The sequence below is a fragment of the Thermophilibacter mediterraneus genome, assembly GCF_900119385.1.
Lineage (GTDB): Bacteria > Actinomycetota > Coriobacteriia > Coriobacteriales > Atopobiaceae > Thermophilibacter > Thermophilibacter mediterraneus.
On the sequence record NZ_FPKO01000009.1, the window covers coordinates 24,111 to 41,187 of the forward strand.

The window sequence follows — 17,077 nt, forward strand, 5'->3', positions numbered from 1 at the left end:
CGCCCCCGCGCCTCCTGTCGCGCGCACGTGCGCCGCCCGACGCCCGCACTCGACGCTAGAGCAGGCGCAGCACGCCGCGCACGAGGCGCTCGAAGTCCTCGGCGTGCCGACCGGCCGCCTCGAGGACGCTCTCGTGAGAGACGCCGGTGGCGCCGGACTCGTTGGCGGCCAGCGTGAGCCCGAGCACGTTCATGTCGAGGGCACGCGCCATGATCACCTCGCACACCGTGCTCATGCCCACGTAGGAGACGCCGAGCGTGCGCAGCGCCGCCACCTCGGCCGGCGTCTCGAAGCACGGGCCGAGCACCCCCGCGTAGACGCCCTCCTCCACGGCGATGCCGAGGTCGTCCGCAACGCCGCGCGCGAGCGTCCGCAGGTAGGGCGAGTAGGCGTCGTTCATGTCCACGAAGGGGCTCTCGACGTCGCGCAGGCCGTCCCACTCCGCGAGCGGGTTGCGCCCCGTGAGGTTGATCTGGTCGGTGAGGATGCCAAGGCCCACGTGCGCCTGCCCCGGCACCGCCCCGGTCGCGCACGCAAAGACGATGTCGCGGCAGCCCAGATGGTGCGCGTGGCGCACGAGCGCCGTCACCTCCGCCGCGCTGTAGCCCTGGTAGAGGTGGATGCGGCCCGGGTACACGACCACGGGCACGTCGTCGATCGTTCCCACCGTGGCCTCGAAGCGATGCCCCTCGACGGGCTTCGCCGACATCGGGAAGCCCTCGATGTCGCGGTAGTCGATCCTGCGAACCGGGCGCACGAGGCTGCCCAGGTGCCCGAGGCCCGACCCCAGCACGATGGCGACGGGATGCTCGACGCTCGGCTTGCACGACTTCACGGTGTCCTCGGTGACCACGCAGACCCCCTCCTCCTCGAGCCGCGCGGCAAAGACGCCGCGGCCCGGAACAAGTCTTCCAGAATACGTCCCATCGTAGACGAGTCCGACCCCGCAGGAGGGGCTCTTTGCCTTGAGCACGGCCAAGGAGACCGGCGAGCGTCCCAGCGCGTCCAGGCACCGGCGCGCCCCGAGGTCGAACTCGCGCGTCACGTCGCGCCCGTCGGAGAGGTACACCCTTCCCTCTCGCTGCTCGGCCGGGGGCCTCGGGACGGGCAGCCCGCTCGCTGTCTCTGGGCACACGCGCACGACCTCGACCTTCTGCGCGAGCTCAATCACCTCCGAGATGGGCTTGGAGCCCCCGTCGTAGCGGACGGGGGCGCCAAGCAGGCACGAGCTTATCGCGACGCGCATCACGACGCCACCAGCGAGCCGATCTGGATGGTCGCGCCCGACAGCAGGTTGCGCGTGTAGGTCTGCCACTCGTCGCTCACCTGCGAGTACGCCTCGGAGTAGAGGCTCGAGGCGACGTTGTAGGCGGCCTCGGCGGCGGCGTAGGTGGCGGAGTCCGCGGTGATCTCGTAGGACGAGAGCGTGGCGTAGTAGCTGCCGTCCGTGCGCGCCCACGTCCCCGTCTCGCTGTCCCACTCGTCGCCGAGAAGGGCGATGATGTAGCTGGCGTACTCGGCGGTGGGGGTGTCCTCGGCGCCCTCCTCGGGCTCGGTCGGCGCGCTGGGCTGGTCGGGGAGCTCGGTCTCGCAGACGGCGTCGCGCAGCTTCTCCACGAGGACGCGCTGCTCGAGCATGGCGCGCACGGACTCCTCGTCCATGCCGTAGCTCTCGGCGATGCTCGCGATGTCGGAGCTGCCGAGGGTCTGCTCCGCGTACGAGGAGAGCTCGTCGTCGCTCGCCGTGATGCCGCGGCGCTCGGCGTCCTGGAGGATGATCTCGTTCTGCGCGTAGACGAGCACGTTGGCGGCGGCGGGCACGCTGTAGGAGCCGTCGTCGTTGAGGGCGGTGTCGAGCTCCGAGCCTCCGCTCGTGATGACCTCGCGCGCGGTCACGTTGGTCGTGACGCCATCGAACGTGTAGGTCGCGATGGTGCTGTCGAGTTCGCTTGACGAGAGCGAGGTCTTGCCCTCAAGTGCGATGGTGGACGCGCCCCCGAGCCCGAAGTGCCCGAGCGCCACGCCCGCGACGAGCGCGATCACGCACACGGCCACCCAGATGGGCGTCGAGAGCGTGCGGCGGGGCGCGGGGGCGCCGTCAGGGCCGTCAGAGCCCTCCGCGTCCGCGGCGAGGGCGTCGTCGGCCGCGCCGTCCTTCTCGTCCCTCACGTCCTTCTCGCCGTCTGCGGGCCCCTGCTCGACCGGGGACTGCTCGTCCCTCTCGTCGCCGCCCTGGGCGAGCTCGTCGCGCTTACCTGCCATTGGTACCCTCCCACTCATACCGGACGCGCCCCACGGACGCGCCCGTCACCTGCACGAATGCTACGATGCTATGCCCCGCCGGCCCGCGCGCGGAGCCCCGTTCGCACGCTCCGCGGGACCGGCACAATCCTACGAGAGAGCTTGAAGGATCTCGTTGGAGAAGGACTTGATGTAGCCGGCACCGTTCTTGGTGTCAAAGCCCACGCGCGCCGCGAGCGCGCGCTTGGTGTCCTCGGACGGGCTGCCCTCGGCGAGGCCGAGCAGCGCCGCGAGCATGTCGCGGTACTCGGCGTCGCCGTGATAGCACTGGATGGCCTCGTCGATGAGGGGCCAGACCTCGTCGGAGCGCTCCGGGGAGGTCGATCCGAGGCGGCACAGGAACTTGAACGCCGCGAGGCGCACCGTCGCCGACCCGTCGTCGAACAGGGAGGCCTCCGCGCCGTCAAAGGCGTCCGCCACGGCGTCGGGGTCGCTCTGGGCGATGTCGGTGAGCGCGTCGAGGATCTCCCAGCGCGTCTGGGCCTCGGGGCGGAACAGGGCGTCGATGAGGGCCTCGACGTGGGGCTTCACCACGGCGGGGTTGCTGTGCGCGGCGAGGGCGATCGTGTGGGCGACCTCCTGGCGGCGTCGCCTGCTCGAGCCGGAGAGCTCCTCGACGAGGCCCGAGATGTTCGGGGTTTCGATGTCTGCCATGCTTGCGTGTCCTTCCTACTCGCAGAACCCGTCGACGACGGCCGTGCCGCTCTTGGGGTCCTGGTGAATCTCGATGAAGCCGAGCTTGGCTGCCTCGCGCAGCAGCGCCGTGAACGAGCGGTAGCCGTACGACGCCTCGGAGAACTGCGGGCGCTTGCGCTTCATCGTGTCCTTGAGGCGCGACGCCAGGATGAAGCTGTCGCTCTCGCGCTGGAGAGCGTCGATGGTCTCGAAGAGCAGCTGGTAGCAGCTCTGGCGCTCCTTCGGGACCTTGCCCTGGAAGTCGGGGATGCCGGCCTTGCGCGTGAGGTCCTCGTAGAAGATGAACTCGTCGCAGACCTCCGTGAGCAGCGAGCTCGTGGCGTCCTTCATGCCCACGCCGATCACGGTCTTGCCGAACTCCTTGAGCTTGGCGACGAGCGGCGAGAAGTCGGAGTCGCCGGAGAGGATGGCAAAGGTGTCGATGTGGTCCTTGGTGAGGCAGATCTCCATGGCGTCCACCGCGAGGCGGATGTCGGCGGAGTTCTTGCCCGTGAAGGCTCGGTCGGGAATCTCGATGAGCTCGATGCCGAGCTCGTGCAGCGGCGTGATGGCGTCCGAGAAGCGCTGCCAGTCGCAGTAGGCGCGCTTGGCCGTGATGCGACCCTTGTCGACGAGCCGCTCGAAGATGAGCTTGACGTCGGGCAGCGGGCCCGGCTCCTGGTGCCCGTTGCGCTTGCGGCGCCCGGTGCCCAGGGCGAGGTTCTCGAAGTCGATGAGCACCGCGATGGAGCTCTGGGGGATGTCCGTGTCGTTCATTGGGGTGGTGGCGCTCCTTACGTGTGCGTGCGGGACGTGCGGCGGCGCCGTGCGCGGGTCGCGCGGCGCCGCGCGGGGCTAGTGCTCGTGGTCGTGGCAGTGGCACTCGTGGTCGTCGCCGTGACCGTGGCCCCCGCAGCACTCGTGGTCGTCGCCGTGGTCGTGGCCGCAGTGGCACTCGTGGTCGTCGCCGTGGTCGTGGCCGCAGTGGCACTCGTGGTCGTCGCCCTCCTCGCCCTGGTCGAGCAGCGACCAGTCGAGGCCGGCGGCGGCACAGGTCGCCTCGTCGTCGTAGAGCAGGGTGATCGCCTGGGTGCCCATGCGCGACCCGCCGATCTGGCAGAGCATGTCAAAGAGGGTGAAGGCGGTCTCCGCGCCGGGGAGCGTGATCTCGAGGTCCTCGGACGCCGAGATGGCGAGGCCGATGTCCTTGCGCAGGTGCTCGACGAGGAAGCCCGGCTTGAAGTCGCCCGCGACCGACCGGGGCGCGAGGGTGCGCGAGGCGCCCGACCCGCCCGTGCCGTTGGCGAGGACCTCGAGCATGCGGTCCACGTCGATGCCGGCCTGCTCGGCGAGGGCGACGGCGTCGGCGTAGCCCACCATGCACGACGCGAGGCTCACCTGGTTGCAGAGCTTCGCCGTCTGGCCGCCGCCCGGCTGGTCGAAGTAGAAGCGCCGGGACGAGAACGTCTCGAGCAGGGGGAGCAGCGGCTCCACGTCCTTCTCGGCAGCACCGATGATGAGGGTGAGCGTGCCGTCGATGGCACCCTGCTCGCCGCCCGTGACGGGGCAGTCGAAGGCGTGCTTGTCCTCGACCTCGGCCGCGTCGTGGATGTCGCGGGCGAGCTGCGGGGAGCTCGTGGTGAGGTCGACGAGCCAGGCGCCGCGCTTGGAGCGGCGGATGAGGCCGTCCGTGGACAGGTAGACGTCCTCGACGTCGGAGGGGTAGCCCACCATGGTGAAGACGACGTCGGCGTCTGCGGCTGCCTCGGCGGGCGTGTCGGCCCAGTGGGCCCCGCGGGCGAGAAGGTCCTCGGCCTTCTCCCTCGTGCGGTTGCTCACCGTGACGTCGTAGCCGGCGTCGAGGATGTGGCCCGCGATGCGGGCACCCATGATGCCGGTGCCGATGAAGGCGACCTTGCGGATGTGCGTGTGACTCATGTGTTGCGGTTCCTTTCCACAGACAGGGTGACGAAGGGGACGGTCCCCTTCGTCACCCCCGCTGTCAGACAGTCAGATGCTACTTGTCCCCGCGCACGCGCCGCGCGATGCGGTCCGTGAACGAGAGGCTCTCGCGACGGTCCTTGCCCCAGAAGAGCAGGGCGACCATGCCGGGGCCCACGTGCGCGCCGATAACCGGGCCCACGGAGCTGTAGATGATCGGGACGTCGGCGCAGCCCGGCTCCTTGCGGACCTGGTCGGCGAGCCAGCGCGCGTCCTTCTCGGCGTCGGCGGACACGATGGCGATGGGCAGCGTGTCGTCGCCGCCCTCGGCGCCGAGGTAGTTCTCCCTGAAGTCCGAGAGTATCGCGCGCAGGGCCTTCTTGCGGCCGCGGCACATACCGCGCAGCGTGAGGGCGCCGTTGGTGTCGTAGGAGAGCTCGGGCTTGATGTCGAGCTTGCCGCCCACCTGCGCGGCCGCCGGCGGGATGCGCCCGCCGCGCGCGAGGGCGTCGAAGGAGTCGAGCGTGAAGTACCCGTGGACGTAGTAGCGCGCCTCCTCGACCCACGCCACGAGCTCCTTGACGGAGAGGCCCTTGGCGGCCTGGCCCACGGCCTCGAGCGCGAGCAACTCGGCCGCGGCGGAGGGGCAGAGGTTGTCGACGACGTAGATCTCGAAGCCGGGGTGGCTCTCGCGGACCATGTCGGCCGCCTGGCGGGCCGCCTCGACGCTCGAGGAGAGCCCGCGGGTGAAGGCGAGGTAGACCGTCGGGGTCCCCTCCTCGGCGGCGCGCTCGAAGACCTCGAGGTAGTGGCCGGGCGTGACGGCGGAGGTCGTCGCCTGCTCGCCGGCGCGCATGCGGTCGTAGAACTCCTTGGGGCTGATCGACTTCCAGAGGTCGTCGACGTGCTCCTCCCCGCCCATGACGTAGGTGAAGTTCACGACCTCGACGCCGAGCGCCTCGACGACGCCGGGGGCGAAGTCACCGCAGGAGTCGACGATGATCCTCACGTTGGACGCGCGGTGATACGCGCGGCCCAGGCGCGCAGCCTCCTGCGACGCCTGGGCGTTGGTGTCTGTTACGAGCTCCCTCTCGGGAGCGTCGGGTGCCTGGGTGGGCTCGGTGGTGGCGCTACTGCTCATTCTCCTCCTCGATCTTGGGCTTGATGATGCCGTACCCGCCGTTCTTGCGATGGTAGATCACGTTGATGAGTCCGGTGGTGGCGTTGGTGAAGACATAGAAGTCGTGGCCGATGAGGTCGGTCTGGACGAGGGCCTCCTCCTCCGTCATGGGGAGCAGGTCGATGTACTTCTCGCGGACGAGCTGGTCGTCCTCGGTCTCGTCCGGGCCCGGCTCGATGAGGGCGGCGAGGTCCTCCTGGGTGACGGTGCCGCTCTTGGCGGCTGCCACGCGCTGACGGCGGTCGATGACGCGGGTCTTGTACTTGCGCAGCTGGCGCGTGACCTTGTCCGCGGCGTCATCGATGGCGGCGAACATGTCGTCCGAGCTGGCGACCACGCGCACGACGTTGTCGCGCACGAAGACGGTGACCTCGCAGGTCTTGCGCTCCGGGTTGGAGGGGTTCTTATCGACTCGCAGAACGACGTCGCAGGTCATGGGCTTGATATCGAACACCTTGAGCGCGTTTCCGACCTTCTCCTCGACATGTGCGCGAAGCGAGTCGGAGACTCCCACCTTGCGGCCCGAGATCTTGATGTCAACCATGCGAACCTCCTTACGATTGCCGTGGGCGTGCCCGGTGCGTGCCCGCCCTAGGACGTTTTTACCCAATCCTGTACGGGGCATTCCCCCCTGAGGGACCGACCAAACGCCCGAGCGGACGGCTCTTCTCGGCGTGCGTCGCGACTACAGCCCGTCCGTGCCGCCATCGGTCGACTCGGCGCCATCGGCGGCGTCGCCCTGGTCTCCCTCGTCGGTGGCGTCGCCCTGGTCGCCCTCGGCGCTCGCGTCGCCCGAGGACGACGTCAGCTCGAGCCCGGTGACGCGCGTCGCCTCCGTGAGCGCGGGGAAGCCGCCGACCCAGCGGGACTTGGCGATCTCGGCGACGCCGTTGGTCTGGATCTGGTCGAGCGCCGCCTGCACGCTCGACGCGAGCGAAGTGGCGTCGGACGAGACGGCGACCCCCACGGTCCCCGGCGTGTCGAGGGTGCCCGCAAAGGAGATGCCGCCGTGAACGCACGCGAGGTAGGCGCCCGCGTAGGCATCGCACACGACGTAGTCGACCGAGCCGGAGGCGAGCGCCTCGAAGGCGTCGTTGAGGTTGGAGAAGGTCTCCTCGACCACAACGAGGCCCAGGTCGTCGAGGGCCGCCTGCGAGACGGAGTTCGCCTGCACGCCGACGGTGGCGCCGGTGAGGTCGCTCGCCGAGATGGGCGGAACCGCGTCCGAGCCCGAGAAGACCCCAAGGGCGCTCTGGGCGTAGGAGCCGATGACCGTGGCGCCGCGCTCGTCCGAGCCGACGCCCATCACGACGTCGCACTCGGAGAGGCCGGACGAGACGCTCTGGACGGTGACGAACTCCACGTGGGCGAGGCCGAGCGCGTCGGCGAGGGCGTAGGCGGTGTCGACGTCGATCCCCTCGTAGGAGGAGTCTCCCGAGCCCGTCACGACGAAGGGCGCGGTGCCCGAGACGCGGATGCCCACGGTCAGGGTGCCGGGGGTGACGAGGTCGGCGTCGTCGACCGTCTGCGTGAGCTCGGAGCGGCGCTGCGCACGCGCCTCGGCGACGGATGTGGGGTGCATCAGGTCGTTGACGATGGTCTGGACGGCCGAGGTCGCATCGGAGATCGGCGCGGGGAGGGACGAGCATCCCGGGAGGACGCTGAGCGAAAGAGCGGCCGCAACGGCGACGGCCGCGATGTGGGCGCAAGGGCGACGGTGCTTCATGGCATGTCCTGTCTTTCCGAACCTTCGTGCGTCCCGCCCAGCTGACCTGGTCTTTGCCCCCACACCCGCGCACCGGGGACGTCGCTTGCGGCGCCGCGGCGCCTCCACTGTTGCCCCTCTCGCCCGCGAGGCCGGATGCCTCATGCGTATGACGGGCGGTGCGACTTACCTCTAGGACGAGCCATGATCGCGCGGGCGCGCACGCCCGAGCTTACGTGGATCCCTTTGCCCTCGTCTGGCTTGGACTAGGACGACGGCGCGGGCGCGGGCGCGCCGGGGCGTAGCCGTCCGCAACCACAGACCTGGTCGAGACGTCGCTCTAGTATACCCCGTCCCACCTGCGCGCTCGCCCAGAACGCGCGGACGTAGGGACCTTGTGGCGAGAAGAACCTCGGGCCGGATGGCGTGGGAGTCGCAAGGGGCGGCGGGGCACGGGGCGCCATTCGGGTTTCTGACCTGCACGGAGTGCGACGGCGACTGGCCGGTCCGCGCCACGGTCGCGGCGCCGGGCTTCTCGGGCACGCCCGCCCGCCTGGCGGGCTGGGTCGAGGGCACCCACGCGCGTCCACGATGCGAAACTCCGGGCGAACGCGCACACGGTGACCGACGCCGCGCCACGCTCGGCGAGGGCGCGGGCCGCCTCGGCGACGGAGGCGCCCGTGGTCACCACGTCGTCAACGAGCAGGAGGCGCGCGCCCGAGACGTCTGCGACGGAGCGCATCGTCCCCTCGAGGTTGCGCGATCGAGCCTCTCTGCCAAGATCGCGCTGGTCCCGGGCGCGCGACCGCACGAGCACGTCCGCGAGCGGCAGGCCCGCCCCGCGCGCGAGCTCGCGCGCCACGAGCTCCATGTGGTCGAATCCGCGCCGCGCGTACGCCCGCGACGTCGCGGGGACGAAGCACACGCCGTCGATCGCGGAGGGCGCGAAGCGCGGCGCGCCGTCCTGGGCCGGCCAGGCGGACGACTCCTCGAGCGCGGTGAGCATGGCCGCCGCCATCACCGGGGCGAGGCGAAGCTCGTGGGCGTCCTTGAGCCCGACCGCCATGCGAGCCGGCGTGCCCGAGAAGCCCAGCGCCGCGACCGTGGCGCGGACCGGCCAGTCGCCGTCGCACTCCGTGCAGGTCAGAAACCCGAATGGCGCCCCGCAGACGGGACATGCCAGGCGCTGCTCGATCCAGGGGAGCTCGGCGCGACACCGGTCGCAGAGCAGCGTGCCCGGCTGGTCGCACCCCACGCAGCGCGTGGGCCAGAGCGCCTCCGCGAGGCCCTCCCCCATCGCGCGCCCGAAGTCCCCGATGCGCATGCGTCCCCCTCCGTCTGCGGATGGGGGTCGCCTCGGTGGGAAGAGTGTATCACCCGCCTTGCGCCGACGCGCGCTTGGCGCAACTGCACGAAACCTCGTCGAGTGCGCGCTCCTCACAAGGGGCGGGCGCGCACTCGACGGGATTCCTGTCCGAACGGACAAGAAAGGGCTCGAGTGCGCGATGGCCAGCGCGCACTCGACGCGATTCCGGTCCGCGCCAGCGCGCACTCGACGCGATTCCTGTCCGCGCCAGCGCGCCAGCCCCCAGCGCGCCAGCCCCCAGCGCGCCAGCCCCGGCGGTCGCGACCCCGCGACGCCACCAGCGCGCGGCTCGTGACATTCCTCACTTCCGGGGGACGCGCCCGAGGGGTAGGCTTTCCACAGGAGAGGGGTGACGCATGAGAACCATCGTCTGCGACCTGACGCGCGCCGCGCTCGAGGAGCTCGGCATCGACTTCGATAAGGCCGTCTGCCTCGAGGAGCTCCGTGCCGCGCACGGCTGCCAGGGCTGCTTCGGCTGCTGGGTGCGCACGCCCGGCGCCTGCGTCATTCGCGACGCCCTGGGCGACCTGCCCGCCCTTCTCGCCCGAAGCGACGAGCTCTGGATCTTCTCGGAGAACTCGTTCGGCTGGGTCTCGGCAGACGTCAAGCGCGCCCTCGACCGCTGCATCCCGTTCGTTCGCCCGGAGTTTCGCATCGTGGACGGCAGGATGCACCATCGCCTGCGGCACGACCGCACGCCCGAGCTCTCCGTCTGGCTCTGGGGCCCCTCCACCGAGGCGGAGCGCGCCTGCGCCCGGCACCTGGCCGACGCGAACGCCCTCAACCTCGGCATGCGCTCCGCAGGCGTGCGCTTCGTGGCCGACCCGCTGGGCTGCGGCGCCGAGGGGGACTCCCCCGCCGCGGACGCCCCCGCGCCGCGCGCCGCGCGCGTCCCCGCGCTCCCCCGTCGCATCGCGCTCGTGAACGGGAGCCCCAAGGGCCCGCGCTCGGCGACGGCTCACCTGCTCGTCGACCTCTCGGAGGCGCTGGGCGTCTACGCGCGTCTGGCCGGCGTGGCGGAGCCCGAGCTCGTCGAGGTGGCGTGCCGGCAAGCCGGTGCGGATGCCTCGGGGCTCGTCGGATGCGACACCGTCGTCCTCGGCTACCCGCTCTACGTGGACGCGCTGCCGAGCGGCCTCGTCGACCTCCTCGGGGACGCCGCGCGCCTCCTCGCCCCCGGCGCGCGCGTCTACGCCCTCGCCAACCTTGGGTTCTACGAGGCGGAGCAGATTCTGCCGTCCTTCTCGCTCGTCGAGGGGTTCTGCGCCGCGGCCGGGGCGCACTGGGCGGGGGGCGTCGCCGTGGGCGCGGGCGGCATGGTGCTGCCCGTGGCGACGACCCCGCGCATGGGCATGCTGCGCCGAAGCGCCTCCGAGGCGATCGACCGGATGATCGCGGCGATCCTGTCCGGCGCCGACGCCGGGACGATTCTGGCGCGACCGGCCGTCCCCCGCTGGGCCTACCGGCTCGCGGCCGAGGAACAGTGGCGGCGGCTCGCCCGCGAGAGCGGGGCGGACCTGGGCGCCACGCCCTAGGGGCCTAGCGGGAGAAGAGCGCGCAGGCGTTGCGCCAGCAGGCGTCGTAGGTCGCCTGCCGCGTGCCCCGACCGCCCTTCTCGCGCACGTCGGCGACGGTCGCGGCGGTGAAGGCCACCATCGCGGGCTCGCACTCCTCGCCGCGCAGCGGCACCGGGGCCATGTAGGGGCTGTCGGTCTCGGTGAGCAGGTAGCGCTCGGCGCAGAACGTCGCGGCCTCGCGGATGTCGTCTGAGCGCTGGAAGGTCACCGCCCCGCCGAAGGCGATGTGGCAGTCAATGCGCGTGAAGCTCTCGAGCACCTTGATGCCCGAGGTGAAGCAGTGCAGGTCGCAGCCGGCCTCGGGCACGCCCTCCTCCGCCAGGATGCGCGCGGCGTCGCGGTGCGCGCCGCAGCGAACGTCGCCCACGGCGTCGCGGATGTGCAGCTGCACGGGCAGGCCCAGCTCGTTGGCGAGGCGCAGGTGGCGACGGAAGGCCTCCTCCTGGATCTGGTAGGGAACCTTGTTGTAGGGACCGTAGTCCAGCCCGAACTCGCCCACGCCCACGCAGCGCGGGCTCGCGAGGAGCTCGCGCAGGCGCGCCATGGCGTCGTCGTCAAACGACTCGGCCCCGTAGGGGTGGGCTCCCGCGACGATGCGGACGTTGTCGAGCAGGTCCGGCGCGCCATATCCCTCGAAGGCGGGCGGCTCGAAGCCGCGCTCCGCGCACTCCTCGAGGCACGCCCCCGCGAGCTCCACCTGCTCGTCGATCCATCCGAGCAGCTCGCCCGCGCTGCCCCACCTCCTGGGAACGTCGTCGATGGGGTCGACGGGCACCACGAGCAGGCGCACGCCGGCGAGCGCCGCGCGCACAATCGCCATGGCGGGGTCGTGCTCGCGCAGGCTCGTGAGGTGGCCGTGGGTGTCCGCGAGCGGGGCGAGCGGCGTCGGGATGGGGCACGGCGCGCCCTTGCGGTCGTGGAAGAGCTCGCCGTCAGCGAGCGTGAGGTCGTCGAGCGCGATGGGGTCTGACATGGTCCCTCCTAGCTTGTGGGAGCGAGCGCCCGGGCGAGGCGCACGAAGTCCTCGGGGGCGAGGGTCTCAGCGCGGCAGGTCGGCGCGATGCCGCAGACGGCGAACGCCGCATCGAGCGCGTCCTTGGGGTACCCCGAGGCTGACATCGAGTTCCTGATGGTCTTGCGGCGCTGCGCGAAGGCGGCGTCGATCACCTCCGAGACGGCTGGGACGAGCTCCTCGTCGACGATGGGGTCGCGCTCGATCCGCACGACCGCGGAGTCGACGTGCGGGGGCGGCATGAAGTTGCCGGGACCCACCTCGAAGCGGCCGGTCACGCGGGCGAGAAGGGCGAGCTTGGCCGTGTAGGCACCGTAGGTGCGGCTTCCGGGGGCGGCGCACATGCGGTCCGCCACCTCCGCCTGCACCATGACGACCTCGCGCCTGAGCGAGGGCATACCCTGGAGGTACGCCAGCACGATCGTAGCCGCCACGTTGTAGGGCAGGTTCGCCACGAGCGCCGTGGGAGCGCCGCCCGCCGCCTCGATGATCTGCTCCGCAGAGACGCGGAGCGCGTCGCCCATGAGGTAGGAGAAGCTCGGGTGCGCGGCGGCGTGGGCCGAGAGCACGGGCTCGAGCTCGCGGTCCATCTCGATGGAGACGACCCGACCCGCCTCGGCGAGAAGGGCCAGGGTCAGCGTGCCGATGCCCGGCCCCACCTCGACCACGCGCTCGTCCGGGGAGAGCTCGGCGAGCCCCATGATCTTCTGGACCACGGCGTTGCTCACGAGGAAGTTCTGCCCGAGCCGGTGCTTGGTCGCGAGGCCGTACGCCTCGAGCAGCGCGCGCGTGGCCCCCGGGCTCGCGAGCGCCGATCCGGCGTGGGGTGCGGGCGCGGCGCAGAGCTCGTCTGCGGTCGCTCTGTCAGCAGGTCGCGCCATGCGCCTACTTCTTCTTCGCGTCGAGGCGCGGGAAGAGCGCGTCGCCCTTGGTCACGGGCACGCCTCCGGCGAGGCCGCCCCACGCGCACGCAGCGGCGAGGTCGTCGGTGCCGGCCTCGGCCTCGAGGCTCATGCGGCGCAGGACCTCGGCCGAGGTCTCGGGCATGAACGGGGCGAGGAGGTGCGCGCAGATGCGGATGGACTCGAGCAGGTCGCGGATGATGCCCGCGAGCTCGTCGGCGCGCTCCGGGTCCTTGGCGACGGCCCAGGGCGCGGAGTCCTCGATGTAGTGGTTGGCGGCGTGGACGAGTTCCATCACCTGGTCCTTGGCGCCCACGTAGTCGAAGCGTCCCATGCGCTCCGCGTAGCGCTCAAAGATCCCGTCGGCGACCTTGGCGAGCACGCCGTCCTTCTCGGCCCACCCCTCGGGGCACTCGGGCGTCCTGCCGTCGAAGTACTTGGCGCTCATGTTGAGGGCGCGGCTCACGAGGTTGCCCCAGCTGTTGGCCAGGTCGGCGTTGTAGACCTGCTCCATGCGCTCGAAGGAGATGGCCGAGTCCTCCCCGTGGGTGACGTCGGTCATGAAGTAGTAGCGGTAGCCCTCCACGCCCAGGAGGTCGATCACGTCCTGCGGCGCGATGGCGTTGCCGCGGGACTTGGACATCTTCTCGGCCTTGCCGGTCTCGGCGTTGCGCACGGTGAGGAAGCCGTGGACGAAGATGTGCTCGGGCAGCGCCTCGCCAATGGCCATGAGCATCGCGGGCCACAGGATGCAGTGGAAGCGGATGATGTCCTTGCCGATGAGGTGGCACTGGGCGGGCCAGCGGCGGGCGAACTCCGCGACCGAGGTCGGGTCGTCGAGGCTGTAGCCCACGGCGGTCATGTAGTTGAGGAGGGCGTCGAACCACACGTAGGTCACGTGGCCATCGTCGAAGGGGACCTTGATGCCCCAGTCGAAGGTGGTACGGGAGACCGAGGTGTCCGTGAGACCGCCCTCCACGAAGGAGCGGACCTCGTTCATGCGGAAGTCGGGCTGGACGAAGTCGGGGTGCTTGTCGTAGAGCTTGAGCAGGCGGTCCTGGAACGCGGAGAGCTTGAAGAAGTAGGACTCCTCCTGGACGCGCTCGAGGGGACGGCCGCAGTCCGGGCAGAGGTGCTCGCCCTTGGTGCCGCGCTCCTCGTCGGCCTTCTCGACCTGGGTCTCGGTGAAGTAGGTCTCCTCCGGCACGCAGTACCAGCCGTCGTAGGAGCCCTTGTAGAGGTAGCCGGACTCGAGCATGCGCTCCCACAGGTACTGGACCGCGTGGTGCTGGCGCGGCTCGGTCGTGCGGATGAAGTCGTCGTTGGAGACCTCGATCTTCTCCCAGAGGTCCTGGAAGAGCGGGGCCTGGGAGTCGCACCACTCCTGCGGGGTGAGGCCGTGCGCGGCGGCTGCCTCGGCGACCTTCTCGCCGTGCTCGTCCATGCCGGTCAGGAACTTGACGTCGTAGCCCGCCGCGCGACGGAAGCGCGCCTGGACGTCGGCGAGCATGGTGCAGTACGCGGTGCCCAGGTGCGGGGCGGCGTTGACGTAGTAGATGGGGGTGGTGACGTAGTAGGACGGCTTCTCTGCCATGTGCGACTCCTCATGACGGATCTTGGCATGCGGAGACGATTGTAGCGCGGGTTGACACTTGACATTGGTGTCAGGGTAAAGTGTCAGGTCCGCGCTGGGAGGGTGGACAGGGCCGACAGCTGGGGACGACGCCGGCCCCAGGGGACGGCGCCCGCACCGAGGGACGACGCCGGCACCAGGGGACGGCGCCGGCACCGAAACGGAGCCGATTGCGAAAACGGGGCCGAATCGGCGGCTTTTTTCGCAGGATGCTCCGTCTCGGCGCGGGGACTCTGCGGGAGGGGCCGGCGCGCCGCAGGCGGGCATGCGGAGGCCGCGGTCAGTCGGCGAGTGGGTTTATCTACCACTAGACTGGTATACAACCGGGCCCCCGGAGCCGTGGGAACGGTTCCAGGGGTCGGTTGTATACCAGTCTAGTGGTAGATAACTCGGGGCAGAGAGCGGCGAGGGCCCGAGCCCCGGCACGTTTGTGAACTGCGCCCCAAAACTTGGACGCATAAATAATAGCCGCTATGCGGCGTCGCGAAGGGCCTGCTCCCGGAACTCCACCGGGGTCAGGCCCTTCAGCCTGACCTGGCGCCTCACGTGGTTCCAGTGATGGATGTAGGCCTCGAGGTCCGCCTTGAACCCCTCGAACGTGTCCCAGTCGCGCCCGCGGAGGAACTCGTCCTTGATGTGTCCGAACACCTGCTCGGTGGCGCCGTTGTCGATGCAGTTGCCCTTGCGCGACATGCTCTGGACGATCCCCATCCCCTCGAGCGCGGCGACGAACTCGGCGTGCTGGTACTGCCAGCCCATGTCCGTCTGCATGACCGGGCTGGCCCACGCGGGCTTGGCCTCCGCGAGCATGGAGAGCATCTCGCGCTGCTGCTCGAGGTCGGGGTGCTCCGAGATCGAGTGCGCCACGATCTCCTTGCTCCCGAAGTCGTACACCGGCGCGAGGTAGGCCTTGCCGAAGGAGAGCCTGAACTCGGTGACGTCCGTCCCCATCTTCTGCCACGGGCCGTCCGCCTCGAAGTCGCGCCCGAGCACGTTCTCGAACACCTCGCCGACGACGCCCCTGTAGGAGTTGTACCTGTGGTAGTCGGTCTCGCGGCGGATGCCGCAGCGCAGGCCCATCTCGCGCATCATCTTGAGGACGGTCTTGTCGGCTATGCGGGCGCCGTCCACGGCGCGCAGCTCCATGGCGACCTGGCGGTGCCCGACGCCGTTCGGGAGCCTCCCGAAGATCTCGGCGACGCGCGGCCGGAGCTCGGGCCTGGTCGGGCCCTTGGGGTGCGCGAGCGCGTAATAGTATGTGGACCTGGCGAGGCCGGCGGCCCCCAGCAGGTCGGCCAGGTCGTGCCCCAGCCCTGAAAGCTCGGCGACCGCTAGGGCCTTCTCCCGCCTCGGGAGCGCAGCTCCGCCTTCAGGGCTATCGATTTTTTTAGGTACGCCACCTGCGCCTCGAGCCTGCGGACCTCGCGCTCGAGCTCCTCCTCGCGCGTCGCCGGGGCGCCGGGAGCCTTGCGCGGCCTGCCCCTGGGCCTGGGCCGCAGGGCCTCCGCGCCGCCCGCGCGGTAGAGCCGGCACCACTCCTTCAGCGGCGACAGGCTCGCCACCCCGAAGCGCTCCATCGCCTCGGGCTTGGACATCCCGCCGTCGACCACGGCGCTCGCCGCGGCGACCTTCGTCTCGTAGTCGTACCTCGCCTTGCCCGCGCCCATCCTCAGCAGCCCGTCCCTTCCCGCGGCCCGGTAGGTGTACTGCCATTTTCTCACGGCCTCCTCGGGGACGCCGAGGAGGCCGGCAACGGCCGCCCTCCCCAGCCCCCTCGCGAAGAGGTCCGCGGCGCGCCCCCTGAGCGACGTGTCGTGCCTCAAGCGCTGGTCGGTCGACATGAGAAAGCCTCCCATCCCTCGGACTTTACTTTTCAGTCCAAGAAATGGGAGGCAGTTCATTGGCTGGGACGGGGCCCCGGGCGCGACCCGCCGGCGCCGGCGGACGCGGACCCGGGCGCGGCTAACCTGGACTTGACACTATGACCTGACGCCAGTGTCAACCTCGCGCACGAGACAAGATTCCGAGGAGGCCGAGGGCGTCGACCTTCTTGAACTTGGCGGAATGAAATCCCGGAGCATCCCTGGTGAGCAGGTAGTCGCACCCGGAAAGCTCGGCCGCGGCCCGCAGAAGGCCGTCCTCGAAGCCCCGCTCATCGGACCCGAGCGCATCATCGACAATCTCCGCCGTGAGGTTGACGAGCGCAAACATGCGCCGCAGCTCGCGAATCGCCCCGCGCGCCGCCGGCTCGTCCCCGTAATGGCGACAGTAGACGTAATACACGTCCTTGAGCGAAGAGGAGAGGACGCAGCCATCAAAGCCGTCCGCGGCGAGCAGCGCTCGAACGGCACTAACGGCATCTTCGTGCGCCGGACGGCCCGAGGAGACCAGATCGATAAGGACGTTGGTATCGATCATCACTCTATGCATACTTGCTCCCGACCAGCGCACGGTCCGCAGCGCGGGAGTCATCTTCCCAGGGAGCGTCGGGCTGGCTCCCCACAAGGCCAAGGAGCCTGTCGAGGGCCTCCTGTCGTCGCTCCCTATCATCGCCCACCGAGCGTATGACCAGCGTCCCCTCCCCAACATACTCGATCTCAACCTTGTTGCCGATGGCAAAGGCCTCGTCGGTGATGCTTGCGGGAATGAACACCGCCCGACTGTTGCCCACCTTGGACACGGTCGCAGTTGACATGGCTGCCCCCTTCGTACGCCCTTTGGTCATTATAACCGTTATAACGCTTTTATTCGCGAGCATAGGAGCGACGGGGCGGGCAGCCGGGCG

The 17,077-nt window shown here is 70.2% G+C and carries 17 protein-coding genes; 1 reads left to right on the plus strand and 16 read right to left on the minus strand.

From position 1 onward, the window contains the following. Nucleotides 1–55: 55 nt before the first annotated feature. The 9 genes from BQ7106_RS04810 to BQ7106_RS04850 all read right to left on the minus strand — a co-directional run bounded on the left by BQ7106_RS04810 (nucleotide 56) and on the right by BQ7106_RS04850 (nucleotide 9,126). A complete protein-coding gene (locus BQ7106_RS04810) occupies nucleotides 56–1,246 on the minus strand; it encodes a purine-nucleoside phosphorylase (RefSeq protein WP_072372176.1) in 1,191 nt (396 codons plus the stop codon). Then, nucleotides 1,246–2,262, minus strand: a complete 1,017-nt coding sequence (locus BQ7106_RS10985; protein ID WP_072372180.1) for a SurA N-terminal domain-containing protein — start codon at nucleotides 2,260–2,262, stop codon at nucleotides 1,246–1,248. Before BQ7106_RS10985 ends, BQ7106_RS04810 begins: the two co-directional genes overlap by 1 nt. 129 nt (nucleotides 2,263–2,391) lie before the next feature. Beyond that, nucleotides 2,392–2,955 carry a HEAT repeat domain-containing protein gene (locus BQ7106_RS04820; RefSeq protein WP_072372183.1) on the minus strand — a complete coding sequence of 188 codons (564 nt, stop codon included), beginning with the start codon at nucleotides 2,953–2,955 and terminating at the stop codon, nucleotides 2,392–2,394. Between the two features lie 15 nt (nucleotides 2,956–2,970). After that, the gene (locus tag BQ7106_RS04825) at nucleotides 2,971–3,753 is read right to left on the minus strand and encodes an NYN domain-containing protein (protein ID WP_072372186.1); all 783 of its coding nucleotides are present in this window, start codon (nucleotides 3,751–3,753) and stop codon (nucleotides 2,971–2,973) included. A gap of 78 nt (nucleotides 3,754–3,831) precedes the next feature. Next, nucleotides 3,832–4,914, minus strand: a complete 1,083-nt coding sequence (locus BQ7106_RS04830; protein ID WP_072372191.1) for an NAD(P)-dependent oxidoreductase — start codon at nucleotides 4,912–4,914, stop codon at nucleotides 3,832–3,834. A 79-nt stretch (nucleotides 4,915–4,993) separates the two neighbouring features. After that, nucleotides 4,994–6,058 carry a DegV family protein gene (locus BQ7106_RS04835; protein WP_083526908.1) on the minus strand — a complete coding sequence of 355 codons (1,065 nt, stop codon included), beginning with the start codon at nucleotides 6,056–6,058 and terminating at the stop codon, nucleotides 4,994–4,996. Beyond that, entirely contained in the window at nucleotides 6,048–6,641 is a 594-nt protein-coding gene (hpf, locus tag BQ7106_RS04840; RefSeq protein WP_072372195.1) for a ribosome hibernation-promoting factor, HPF/YfiA family, read from the minus strand. The genes BQ7106_RS04835 and hpf overlap by 11 nt, the downstream gene beginning before the upstream one ends. A gap of 141 nt (nucleotides 6,642–6,782) precedes the next feature. After that, entirely contained in the window at nucleotides 6,783–7,823 is a 1,041-nt protein-coding gene (locus BQ7106_RS04845) for a substrate-binding periplasmic protein (RefSeq protein WP_072372198.1), read from the minus strand. A gap of 319 nt (nucleotides 7,824–8,142) precedes the next feature. Beyond that, on the minus strand, nucleotides 8,143–9,126 hold the full coding sequence (locus BQ7106_RS04850; protein WP_072372202.1) for a ComF family protein: 984 nt from the start codon (nucleotides 9,124–9,126) through the stop codon (nucleotides 8,143–8,145). Nucleotides 9,127–9,524: 398 nt separating this feature from the next. On the opposite strand from BQ7106_RS04850, the gene BQ7106_RS04855 reads away from it, so the two are divergent. Beyond that, nucleotides 9,525–10,703 carry a hypothetical protein gene (locus tag BQ7106_RS04855; protein ID WP_072372204.1) on the plus strand — a complete coding sequence of 393 codons (1,179 nt, stop codon included), beginning with the start codon at nucleotides 9,525–9,527 and terminating at the stop codon, nucleotides 10,701–10,703. A 4-nt stretch (nucleotides 10,704–10,707) separates the two neighbouring features. On the opposite strand, the gene BQ7106_RS04860 is transcribed toward BQ7106_RS04855, so the two are convergent. The 7 genes from BQ7106_RS04860 to BQ7106_RS10990 all read right to left on the minus strand — a co-directional run bounded on the left by BQ7106_RS04860 (nucleotide 10,708) and on the right by BQ7106_RS10990 (nucleotide 16,987). Then, complete coding sequence (locus BQ7106_RS04860) at nucleotides 10,708–11,718, minus strand: TatD family hydrolase (protein ID WP_072372208.1); 1,011 nt, start codon at nucleotides 11,716–11,718, stop codon at nucleotides 10,708–10,710. 8 nt (nucleotides 11,719–11,726) lie between these two features. Further along, nucleotides 11,727–12,638 (minus strand): 16S rRNA (adenine(1518)-N(6)/adenine(1519)-N(6))-dimethyltransferase RsmA, encoded by a 912-nt coding sequence (gene rsmA / locus BQ7106_RS04865; RefSeq protein ID WP_072372211.1) that lies wholly within the window; start codon nucleotides 12,636–12,638, stop codon nucleotides 11,727–11,729. Nucleotides 12,639–12,642: 4 nt separating this feature from the next. Further along, the gene (gene metG / locus BQ7106_RS04870; protein ID WP_072372214.1) at nucleotides 12,643–14,253 is read right to left on the minus strand and encodes a methionine--tRNA ligase; all 1,611 of its coding nucleotides are present in this window, start codon (nucleotides 14,251–14,253) and stop codon (nucleotides 12,643–12,645) included. A gap of 510 nt (nucleotides 14,254–14,763) precedes the next feature. Further along, nucleotides 14,764–15,675, minus strand: a complete 912-nt coding sequence (locus tag BQ7106_RS04875) for an IS3 family transposase (protein ID WP_129583766.1) — start codon at nucleotides 15,673–15,675, stop codon at nucleotides 14,764–14,766. Then, on the minus strand, nucleotides 15,624–16,133 hold the full coding sequence (locus BQ7106_RS04880) for a helix-turn-helix domain-containing protein (RefSeq protein WP_072370045.1): 510 nt from the start codon (nucleotides 16,131–16,133) through the stop codon (nucleotides 15,624–15,626). The genes BQ7106_RS04875 and BQ7106_RS04880 overlap by 52 nt, the downstream gene beginning before the upstream one ends. 157 nt (nucleotides 16,134–16,290) lie before the next feature. Continuing rightward, nucleotides 16,291–16,710: a PIN domain-containing protein gene (locus BQ7106_RS04885; RefSeq protein ID WP_159431265.1), complete on the minus strand. Its 420-nt coding sequence runs from the start codon at nucleotides 16,708–16,710 to the stop codon at nucleotides 16,291–16,293. A 4-nt stretch (nucleotides 16,711–16,714) separates the two neighbouring features. Further along, nucleotides 16,715–16,987 carry an AbrB/MazE/SpoVT family DNA-binding domain-containing protein gene (locus BQ7106_RS10990; RefSeq protein ID WP_072372220.1) on the minus strand — a complete coding sequence of 91 codons (273 nt, stop codon included), beginning with the start codon at nucleotides 16,985–16,987 and terminating at the stop codon, nucleotides 16,715–16,717. Between the last annotated feature and the right edge of the window lie 90 nt (nucleotides 16,988–17,077).

Coding starts and splice junctions, on each gene's coding strand:
- BQ7106_RS04880 (WP_072370045.1), bottom strand. CDS start 16,133: ATGTCGACCGACCAGCGCTTGAGGCACGACACGTCGCTCAGGGGGCGC.
- BQ7106_RS04830 (WP_072372191.1), bottom strand. CDS start 4,914: ATGAGTCACACGCACATCCGCAAGGTCGCCTTCATCGGCACCGGCATC.
- BQ7106_RS10985 (WP_072372180.1), bottom strand. CDS start 2,262: ATGGCAGGTAAGCGCGACGAGCTCGCCCAGGGCGGCGACGAGAGGGAC.
- BQ7106_RS04860 (WP_072372208.1), bottom strand. CDS start 11,718: ATGTCAGACCCCATCGCGCTCGACGACCTCACGCTCGCTGACGGCGAG.
- rsmA (WP_072372211.1), bottom strand. CDS start 12,638: ATGGCGCGACCTGCTGACAGAGCGACCGCAGACGAGCTCTGCGCCGCG.
- BQ7106_RS04810 (WP_072372176.1), bottom strand. CDS start 1,246: ATGCGCGTCGCGATAAGCTCGTGCCTGCTTGGCGCCCCCGTCCGCTAC.
- BQ7106_RS04850 (WP_072372202.1), bottom strand. CDS start 9,126: ATGCGCATCGGGGACTTCGGGCGCGCGATGGGGGAGGGCCTCGCGGAG.
- BQ7106_RS04835 (WP_083526908.1), bottom strand. CDS start 6,058: ATGAGCAGTAGCGCCACCACCGAGCCCACCCAGGCACCCGACGCTCCC.
- BQ7106_RS04820 (WP_072372183.1), bottom strand. CDS start 2,955: ATGGCAGACATCGAAACCCCGAACATCTCGGGCCTCGTCGAGGAGCTC.
- BQ7106_RS04855 (WP_072372204.1), top strand. CDS start 9,525: ATGAGAACCATCGTCTGCGACCTGACGCGCGCCGCGCTCGAGGAGCTC.
- BQ7106_RS04845 (WP_072372198.1), bottom strand. CDS start 7,823: ATGAAGCACCGTCGCCCTTGCGCCCACATCGCGGCCGTCGCCGTTGCG.
- BQ7106_RS10990 (WP_072372220.1), bottom strand. CDS start 16,987: ATGTCAACTGCGACCGTGTCCAAGGTGGGCAACAGTCGGGCGGTGTTC.
- metG (WP_072372214.1), bottom strand. CDS start 14,253: ATGGCAGAGAAGCCGTCCTACTACGTCACCACCCCCATCTACTACGTC.
- BQ7106_RS04825 (WP_072372186.1), bottom strand. CDS start 3,753: ATGAACGACACGGACATCCCCCAGAGCTCCATCGCGGTGCTCATCGAC.
- hpf (WP_072372195.1), bottom strand. CDS start 6,641: ATGGTTGACATCAAGATCTCGGGCCGCAAGGTGGGAGTCTCCGACTCG.
- BQ7106_RS04885 (WP_159431265.1), bottom strand. CDS start 16,710: ATGATCGATACCAACGTCCTTATCGATCTGGTCTCCTCGGGCCGTCCG.